The organism is Zarconia navalis LEGE 11467 (assembly GCF_015207075.1).
GTDB classification, from domain to species: Bacteria; Cyanobacteriota; Cyanobacteriia; order Cyanobacteriales; family Geitlerinemataceae; genus Zarconia; species Zarconia navalis.
This window is the reverse complement of the sequence record NZ_JADEXN010000157.1, coordinates 1-9,569: the sequence shown is the minus strand read 5'-3', so window position 1 is coordinate 9,569 and position 9,569 is coordinate 1. Positions and strand designations below refer to the sequence as shown.

The 9,569-nt window shown below is 47.6% G+C and carries 8 protein-coding genes; 6 read left to right on the top strand and 2 right to left on the bottom strand.

The genetic code is table 11. The annotated features are described in order from the left end of the window. A partial coding sequence (locus IQ235_RS10285) for a YebC/PmpR family DNA-binding transcriptional regulator (protein WP_264321380.1) occupies window positions 1–542 on the top strand: 542 nt, incomplete at its 5' end. 38 nt (window positions 543–580) lie between these two features. Here IQ235_RS10285 and IQ235_RS10280 read toward each other — a convergent pair. After that, a complete protein-coding gene (locus tag IQ235_RS10280; RefSeq protein ID WP_264321379.1) occupies window positions 581–1,807 on the bottom strand; it encodes an MFS transporter in 1,227 nt (408 codons plus the stop codon). A gap of 176 nt (window positions 1,808–1,983) precedes the next feature. On the opposite strand from IQ235_RS10280, the gene IQ235_RS10275 reads away from it, so the two are divergent. From IQ235_RS10275 to IQ235_RS10255, 5 genes are all read left to right on the top strand, one after another. After that, a complete protein-coding gene (locus IQ235_RS10275) occupies window positions 1,984–2,772 on the top strand; it encodes a retropepsin-like aspartic protease family protein (protein ID WP_264321378.1) in 789 nt (262 codons plus the stop codon). Between the two features lie 147 nt (window positions 2,773–2,919). After that, a complete protein-coding gene (locus tag IQ235_RS10270; protein WP_264321377.1) occupies window positions 2,920–3,888 on the top strand; it encodes a radical SAM protein in 969 nt (322 codons plus the stop codon). Window positions 3,889–4,397: 509 nt separating this feature from the next. Beyond that, complete coding sequence (locus IQ235_RS10265) at window positions 4,398–5,600, top strand: CBS domain-containing protein (RefSeq protein WP_264321376.1); 1,203 nt, start codon at window positions 4,398–4,400, stop codon at window positions 5,598–5,600. Next, entirely contained in the window at window positions 5,551–7,380 is a 1,830-nt protein-coding gene (locus IQ235_RS10260) for a PAS domain S-box protein (RefSeq protein WP_264321375.1), read from the top strand. Before IQ235_RS10265 ends, IQ235_RS10260 begins: the two co-directional genes overlap by 50 nt. A gap of 982 nt (window positions 7,381–8,362) precedes the next feature. Next, window positions 8,363–8,737, top strand: a complete 375-nt coding sequence (locus IQ235_RS10255; protein ID WP_264321374.1) for a response regulator — start codon at window positions 8,363–8,365, stop codon at window positions 8,735–8,737. A 205-nt stretch (window positions 8,738–8,942) separates the two neighbouring features. Here the strand turns inward: IQ235_RS10255 and IQ235_RS10250 are convergent, their stop codons facing one another. Further along, window positions 8,943–9,461 carry a hypothetical protein gene (locus IQ235_RS10250; RefSeq protein WP_264321373.1) on the bottom strand — a complete coding sequence of 173 codons (519 nt, stop codon included), beginning with the start codon at window positions 9,459–9,461 and terminating at the stop codon, window positions 8,943–8,945. Between the last annotated feature and the right edge of the window lie 108 nt (window positions 9,462–9,569).

Genomic DNA, 9,569 nt, shown 5'->3' with positions numbered 1-9,569 from the left:
CCTTTGGGGGGGGGAGCAATGATTTTGAGGCGATTCGCTACGAAGGCTACGGACCCGGCGGCGTGGCAATTCTCGTCGAAGCCCTCACCGACAACCGCAATCGAACGGCGGCAGATTTGCGAGCGGCGTTTAGCAAAAATGGTGGCAATTTAGGCGAGACGGGGTGCGTGAGTTGGATGTTCGATCGCAAAGGCATGGTGGAAATTGCCGGGACGGTGGATGAGGAGAAGCTACTGGAAGTTTCTCTAGACGGCGGGGCCGAGTCCTATGAGTTACTAGAGGGGGAGGATGCCCAAGGTGCGGAAGTGATTTGCGAGGCGAACGATTTAGAAAGACTCTCCCAGGCGTTGCAAGGGGGTGACTTTTCAGTGGTGCAAGCGGAGTTGCGATGGATTCCGACGACAACGATGGAGGTGACGGATACCGAACGAGCGCGATCGCTGTTGAAGTTAATGGATGCGTTGGAAGAATCCGACGACGTCCAGAATGTGACGGCAAATTTCGAGATGGGAGACGAACTAATATCGCAAATGCTCGAGTGAGGTTAGTGCGGGAGAAGCGATCGCTTTTCTGGGGGACGTTAACTCGAATACTTGGGCAACAATCGACTGCTCAGGGCGACGCAAACCCCCGCAGCCAGGAAAGATAATGCTCCCATCAGTCCGGTGGTTCCGATACTGAGACCCTCGAGAGAACCGAAGATATTGCCAAATAGATTGAAAGCTCCCCCAAATCCGCCGAAGTACAAACCTATAGCAAATCCGGCACGCTGGGGGGGAACGGCTGCTAGAACGAAGGGAATGGTGCCATTATTGATCGAACTAAATGCAAAAACTAAACCCACGATCGCGAGAACCGTCAGTCGCGGTATAAATCCTAACCCCACCAGTAATACAATTGTTGCCAATATCCCCACCAGCAATCCACGCTCGGTTTCCCAGCGACTGGCGATCGCCCCGACAGGGAGTGCGGCAACGGCTGCGGCGATGCTAAATCCCAATAGAGTCGGTGAAATACTTGCTTCGGAGAACTGTTGACCGATCGCGCCGGCGAGGGTGGTAAACAAGAAGCGAATCCCAAACCCCAAACCGATACTAGTGGCGAAGATGAAAATCCCGCTGGCGATCGATACCCAAAAAGATGATGAAATCGGAGAACTCGCCGTTAAAGGACTCTGGGATTGGGGAGGATTCACCGCTCTAAGTACCCCCACTGCGGCTAGGAGGCAAATCGAACCCAAGGCAAAGGTTACTGCTGGCCCGAGGGCAAGCAACCAGCCGCTGGAGGTCGGGGCGATGGCGATGGCAAGGCCGCCAACCAATGTCAGGATGCTATTGGCTTTGGGGAGTGCCGACCTGGAGGCATACTGTCCCAGTAAGGAAATCGCGGGCGAGCGAAAGATCGTCATCGCAAAGGCCCAGGCAATCATGACCCCCGGCAGCATCCAGCGCGCGAACCCCGTGAAGTTGCCAAAAATGGCGATGGTGGGAATGGCGATAAATAGAAGCGACGAGAGGATGACACCGATGGAGATGAGGGGAAATTGAGTCCCGATCCATTGTTTGGTGCGATCGCTTAGACTTCCCATCACCGGTTCTGCCACCATCCCCAAGAGAGTATCGACGAGCAGAACGGTGACGGCGAGTTCCTCGGGAAAGCTAAACTCCACCAACAAATCCTTTAAATACAATCGATAGATAACCCAGCTAATGGTGATTGTTCCCTGGACGGCGGCTAAACCCAAAACAGGTCGCCAAAGGACGAATTGCCGATGGAGTGAGGTAGAAGAAGAAAAGGGATCGCTCATCGTTAAGGATTAAGTAATGGGAGACAACCGATCGAGATCGATGGGGTCGCGAATCATAGTCGAACCGATACAGACGCTCGTACAATGACGAACTCCAAGAAAAAAGGATTCACCGGATCGGTTCGATCTCGATATCTTCTCTCTATTTAATCCCCTGCAATGGGTTTTGTCCCTCTGTGGAGATCGCGATTCCGGCGATCGGGAACCGGATCGACGAGTTGTACCGTCTTTTAGAAAGAGATAACCCTAAAATTAAGTTAAAGTTGGAGCGGCGAGCCAGACCCAGCGCGATCGATTTTGGGAAGATCCCAATAGCGCGAACGCCAGCGATGCTCGCGCGATCGCCAATCTTACCAGAAGGCTACGAGGCAAGGTCAATGAAGCAACATATCGCACTCACTCTTTCAATCTTTGGCACGTCCCTCTTACCAGCGGCGGCATTCGCTCAGGAATTTGAGGGCTGTTTTCTCCTAGATGAAAAGAATCGAGTCATCGAACTCGATTCCCTCTGTCCCGGTCAAAATTTCTCGCTTCCAGGACTCGAGGGCGAGGGAGTACTTCCCCCACCGCCAGGAACTCCATCTGTGGGTCTAAATTCGGGGGGGCTTTTGGTTCCCATCAAATATCGCCTCGGCGGCATTCCCGTGGTGGATGTTACCTTTAATAATTCTCAAACTTTTGAGATGCTCGTGGATACGGGAGCGAGTGGAACGGTGATTACCGATGCCGTTGCCAAAGCCCTGGGAATTGAAACGGTGGGAACGGCTCAAATTGATACTGCCAGCGGTAAAGATGTCGAATTTCCCTTGGGGATTGTCGATTCGATCGATGTTGGTGGTGCGAGCATTCAAAATGTAACGGTGGGCATCGCGTCGGCACTCGATCTCGGATTGCTGGGTCAGGATCTTTTGGGACAGTACGATGTGACGATTCGCGATGGACTTTTAGAGTTTCAAACCCGTTAGGTTTGGTTGCAGATGATTTCTGCCCCGATCGACAGGTGCTGTTCCCACGCAACTTACACCCCGCGATTCGATCGAAAATTAAAGTGGACGTTAACGCGCGATTAAGATACGATCTAACCCTTCCCCACCATACATGAGGATGTATCTATGCGCGTCAAACGTCCCGTCCGGGCAGTGGCTAATTTATTTTTTTTTAAAACACCCTTAGAAGCCCAACTGATTATTACTCGACGTTGTAACTTAAGTTGTGGCTACTGCACCGAATACGACAACTATTCTCAACCCGTTCCTTTTGATGTTCTCAAAGAACGTATTGATGCCATCCATCGTTTGAACGCGCTCAATATCACCCTGCTCGGTGGTGAGCCGTTAATGCATCCCGACCTCGTTGAAATTGTTAAGTATTGCGCGCGAAAGAATCAAGTTTCCATCACAACTAATGGTTTTTTATTAACTCAATCCATTATCGAACAGCTTAATAAATCGGGATTGAGTAATTTACAAATTAGTATCGATACATTAGAAACTGATTCAACTCGCTACATCCAGAAATCATTAAAAAAACTTCTATCGAAGCTAGAACTATTAAAAAAATACGCGAATTTTGACGTTCATGCGAATGTCGTGCTGTGCGAATCAACAAAAGAAACTTTTAAAGAAACTGTCGATCGCATTCGTGATTTTGGTTTCCATGTTTCCATCGATCTCTTTCACGACGGCAACGGTAAACTTCAAGTTCGAGGAGAAGATTATCTCCAACTTTGGAACGAGCATTTCGAGAGTGGTGCGCCGTTTACCACCCTCGATCTCGAGTACGGGCAAAAACTGTTGCAAGGACAATCTCCGAAATGGAAATGTCGGGCAGGTTCTCGTATTCTTTATATTGATGAATTCGGTTTGGTGCAATACTGTTCTTCCCAGCGCGATCGCTTGAACAAACCGATTACTGAATATACACTTTCCGATTTACGCGAACAGTCCAAAAATTATAAAGGTTGCGAAGAAGGTTGTTCTTTGCTGTGTGCTTATCGCAATTCGATGCTCGATAACGAATCGGGAAAAGTCGCAAAAGAGGTATACAAAGCATTCTCCCAAGGAATAGTTTCTGTGGAATAGCGCGCCACAATACCGTCAGGCTTTAGTCTCTTGTTGGGTTATTTTATTTTGTCGATCGCCAAATAAGTTGACGTTCGAGATTGCGATTGAATCTTCGATCGTCGGTACAGACTCGATCTCAAACCCATTTTCGGTCACTTGTACGATCGTCGGACTCGAGTATTACAACCGCATTCTCTGCTGGAAAATTTTTTGCATCTCATTTGCAAATCGGAAAATAGTGCGCTCTTAGGCGATAGGATTTAGAATAAGTCTGAATCGGGTCAAATCAATAGCGCTGCGTGCGTTTGAGTTTGGGGGAACCGGGAAAGAAAATGACAAAAACAGCCAGGTACTAATCGAGTCAAATTCTCGATGGATGAAGGAGCGTAAATACATAAGCGCGTAAAGTATCGATGTTTATCGTAATTGGGGAGCTAATCCCTTTCCCCCACAGCAACATTTCTCTACTGAAAAGAGGAATGCTGCCACGCTCTTGTCAGTAATTATTCGTGTTTTATCCCAAAATCGTGCCACTTCCTCCTGCTTACTTACCCACTCTCGAAGAAATACTCGATCGCACCCCCGTCACCGTCACACCAGATACTCCCATTCTTGACGTATTGAGTCTGATGAATCGGGTTTCTCAAAACCGAGGGGACGAGGAAATATCGATCGATCGCCCCAGAAGCTATACCCTAATTACGCAAAAGACGACATTACTCGGAGTCTTCACAGAACGAGATGTTACCCGACTCAGCGCCAACGGTGCGAACCTCACCACGATGACGGTGGGCCAAGGAATGACCCGCGAACCGATCGTCCTCAAACATACGGAATATCGAGATCTATTCGCCGTCTTATCAATATTCAAACAACATCGCATTCGCCATCTCCCGATTCTCGACGATCTCGGACAACTGATGGGAGTGGTGTCTCAAGATAAACTACACGACGCACTCCACCCGGCGAATCTACTCAAAATGTATTCTGTTGCCGAGGCGATGAGCGATCGAGTCGTGCGCGCATCCCCGACTACATCAGTCTTAGAGTTAGCTCGGCAGATGAGCGAACATCGGGTCAGTTGTATTGTCATTACAAACGATACCAACCTGACTGTTGAAGATGCACCCCCCTTGCAACCTATCGGTATCGTCACGGAACGCGATCTCGTCGAGTACCAATTGCGCGGACTCAACATCGATCGTCTCCCAGCCGCCGAGGTTATGAGTACCCCCCTGGCTTCGGTTCGTTTCCAAGATAGTCTTTGGATAGCTCGGCAAGAAATGCAACGGCTGCGGGTGCGGCGTTTGGTGGTCGTGGGAGAGCAAGAAGAATTGCGGGGAATTTTGACCCAAACCAGCGTTCTGGAACGTCTCAACCCCTACCAAATGTATCAAGCCATTGGAGCGTTACAAGAACAGGTGCATCAGCTCCAACAAGAGCGCATTCAAGTCTTGCAACATCGCAATGCCGAACTCCAACAAGCAAACATTCGATTGCAAGCTCAAATTGAAGAATGCCAGCAAGCAAAAGAAGCACGATATCGGAGCGAAGAAAAATTTCGTCAGTTCGCAGAACACATTCGCGATGTCATCTGGATGTGCGATCGAGTACCCGATCGACTCCTTTACATCAGTCCGGCTTACGAGCGAGTCTGGGGTCGTTCGGGTCAAAGACTCTATGACGACCTTTACAGCATTATGGAAACCATCGACCCCGAAGATTGCTGAAGCATTTGCCAAACAGCGACAAGCAGGAGAAAGCACCGATATCGAGTATCGGATCGTCCGACCCGATGGAGAACGGCGCTGGATTCACGATCGCAGCTTTCCCATTCGCGATGAGTCGGGTCAAGTGTGCCGTTTGGCGGGTATCGCCGAGGATATCACCGAGCGCAAGCAAACCGAACTCGCGCTCCAGGAACTCAAAAAAGAACTCAAACAAAGAGTAGAGGAACGCACAGCCCAACTGAAGCAAACCAACCGACAACTCGAATACGAAATCCGAGAACGCCAGCAAATTGAAGTCTCGCTGCGTTTTTTTGAGGAGCGCTTCCGGACGATTTTCGAACAAGCGGCGGTGGGGATTAATATTGGCTCTGCTGACGGTCGGTTTATCCAAATCAATCAAAAAACCTGCGATATTATCGGCTACAGCGCTGACGAACTGCAAACGAAAACGCGACTCGATACGATCGCTCCTCAATATCGCCAAGCTTATCGGCATCGAAGCGAGGCTATTTTTAGGGGAGAATGTCATACATTTTCTATTGAGTTGCAGCTCATCCACAAAGAAGGTCATCCCGTTTGGGTTAATATCACGGTTTCCATTCTCAGTACTCGAGATGGCAATCCCCGGTACGATGTGGCGATTGTTGAAGATATTAGCGATCGCAAGCGGATAGAACGGGAACTCCGAACCAGCCAACAGAAATATAAAACGCTCTTCGAGACGTTACCCATTGGAGTGGGAATGACCGATGAAACTGGTAACTTTATTGAAGCCAACGCAGCTTTAGAACGCATTGTAGGGATCTCGATCGGCGATGGCAGGCAATACACTTGCCACGAACCACCCTGGCAACCCATGGGTGCTGACGGAATCCCCATGTTGCCAGAAGAACTCGCCAGCGTCGCGGCCTTAACTGAAAGCAGAATTGTGGAAGATTGCGAAGAAAGAATCACCAACGGAAATGGGGAGATAACTTGGCTGAGCGTGACGGCGGCTCCTATTCCTTTGGATCGGTACGGCGTGGCGATCGCTTATCTCGATATTACCGAGCGCAAACAAACCGAGCAGATGAAAGATGAGTTTATTGCGATTGCCAGTCACGAACTGCGAACTCCCCTGACTTCTTTACGCGCGTCTTTGGGGCTACTTGCCACGGGAAAACTGGGTAACTTAAGCGATAGTGGAAAACGGCTCCTGGAATTTGCCGTACTCGATACCCAACGTTTAGTACGCTTGGTCAACGATATTCTCGATCTCCAACATTTGAAGTTTGGCGCGCAGGCTCTAAATTTCCAAGCCTGTCCCCTCGATCGACCGATACAGCAAGCCGTCAGCGTGATCGAACCGATCGCCCAGAATGCTGGTATTACTTTATCAATCTGTTCGGTGTCGGAGATCGCGTACATCGATCCCGATAGCATCGTTCAAGTTTTAACGAATTTATTAGCCAATGCCATTAAGTTTTCCTCTAGGGGAGAAACCGTTTGGCTGAGTGTCTCCTCACAAGAGGGTCAACTTTGCGTGAGCGTGACCGATTGCGGGCGAGGCATTCCAGTTGATAAGTTGGGGAATATTTTTGAACCCTTTTCTCAGGTGAATACTTCTGATTCCCCTACTGACGAAGGAACGGGCTTGGGTTTGGCGATCTGTCGCAGTATTATCGATCGCCATGGCGGACGAATCTGGGTTGAAAGCAGTCTCGGAGAAGGGAGTACTTTTTACTTTACCGTGGCTGTGTCAACGTCCGGGCGATCGCAATCTGCCTCGACCTCAAATTGACCTTAACGATCTCGATCGATGGCAGTCGTTATCGTTATTGCCGTTAAGCGATTTGACAGCGATTTGACATTGACATCGCGAATCAGGAGACTTTGTTAAGGTGCATCGAGAAATTGCAATTTTTGATACAAATCGCTTGTCTTGAAACTTAAATATGCTTTAGAGAACGAGAGCATCAATACAAAGTAAATGTAAATCGAATATATAAAATCAATCAATTCACAAGTTTTTCACAAACAATAATTAGTTTTAAATTAATAGCAATTCGCATTTTTTTGAATTCTTGTTGCTTTTGAATTGTGAAATATCTTAACTCAAAAAAATCAAAAAAAAAATGCTAAAAAGCCTCTAGATTAATACAATTTTAGATAAGCTGAGACTCTGATTATACCGTAATTGCAAAATGGGTAAAAACTTAGGTTGACATCAGTACTTCATTACGTTGAGTGATTCAAATACTCAATTATTATCAAGATCGATCGAGCAAAGCGCAAAAGCTTCCCCGTTTCTCCTCTTTAGTTGAGGTGAAGCCATCAGGTCTTGTGAAAACTTGGCGGTTTCCATCCTTTCTTTCATATCTTCGTTAACCATTGGAGTAGCTTGGAAACTGGAGGGAGATCTTAGGATAACCTCTAAAGTTCGTACTGACCGTAAATCGGATACGAACGAGTTGATGAAGCGACAAGCGAACCGAGCAAAACATCGTGTCACCGATCTATCTATCGTGATTTTTCACTCTATGAGGTACGGAGTTGGGTTTGAAGGAACGAGAAATTTGCAATGAGAAATTCAGATTTACTTCATAAATTTGAAAATCACTATATCGTTGTTAAATTTTACAGTTTGATGTCAATTTTTGATTTTTTTCAAGTTAGACCTCAACCCATAAAATCTTGATAACTATCGAGAGAAAAATTGCAATTTAATTTTTTTTCTCGTAGTTGTTCGCAGATCCTAAAACTGTTCTTCTATAAAATCAATCGTGAGCACTAAAACTATCTTACTAATCGACGATGAATACCGTCTTCGGGAAGTCACGAAAATGACATTAGAAATGATGGCTGGGTGGAATGTAGTAACCGCTGCATCGGGACGCGAGGGACTGGAATTAGCTCGATCGCAGCAACCCGATGCCATTCTCTTAGATGAGATGATGCCTGACTTAGACGGAACGGAAACCCTTGCCAGATTGCAAGCAGATGAAACGACGCGATCGATTCCCGTGCTCTTACTGACTGCCAAAGCTCAAACGACAGAGTCGATCGCTTTAAACCGAGGGGCTAGAGGTGTTATTTCCAAACCCTTCGATCCCTTAGAATTAGCGACTACGATTTCCGAGGCGCTTGGGTGGGGGTGAAGATCTTGAAAATCCGCCCGATCGAGCCAAGAAAGAGGAAAAGATTTGCGTCCTTAGGTCGATCGCAGATGGGATCGTTTGTATGAAAGAAAAATTCCCAGTTATTGAGGCTGGGGATTCTTAAAGAGAAGTAATATAAAAAAGGTGACTCGAAGAGTCACCAAAACCTTGCTAAAACTTGATACTCAAAGACATTTTCTTACGTTTAAGCTAGAACGAAATCGACTTCATCTGTTCCTGCCGTTTCACCCTGACCCGATTCGATTTTCTCGCCATTGCTCGCAATTTCCACCGCAAACGGCAAATCTCCCAGACTCACATTGTAATCGGTAGCATCAGCAGTATAGCCAACACTAGCAACCATTTTCCGTCCGGCATCCGTGTAAAGGAATGCCAACATTTGATTTTTTTGTTTGTCGTTGTCGTAAGCCCAAATGACCATGTATTGATTGCCCTGGTAGTCGAATACTTTGGGCGGACGAGTGGGCCGGTAACGACCGGGAGAGCCGAAGCTAGCATCCACAAATGACTGACCTGAATTGTCTTGAGCGACAGCGTAAGCGACTTCATCCGGTGCCGTGGCTTCGGCATCCGCTTCTTCTCCGCCATCGATGGGTTCTTCCTTACCGCGATTTTTGAAATAATCGACAGCTTTTTTGGTGCCGATCGCCCCAACTGCGGCTACACCAGCACCAACTAAGATATTGCGAAGTTTCTTATTCATAAATACCCATACACATAAGTTAAGTGTCGAGCATCATCCTATCATTCCCCGTCCTGGGTGCAACCCCTCAAAGCCTCCGAGTTTTGAATTGGTGACATCCGATCGAAT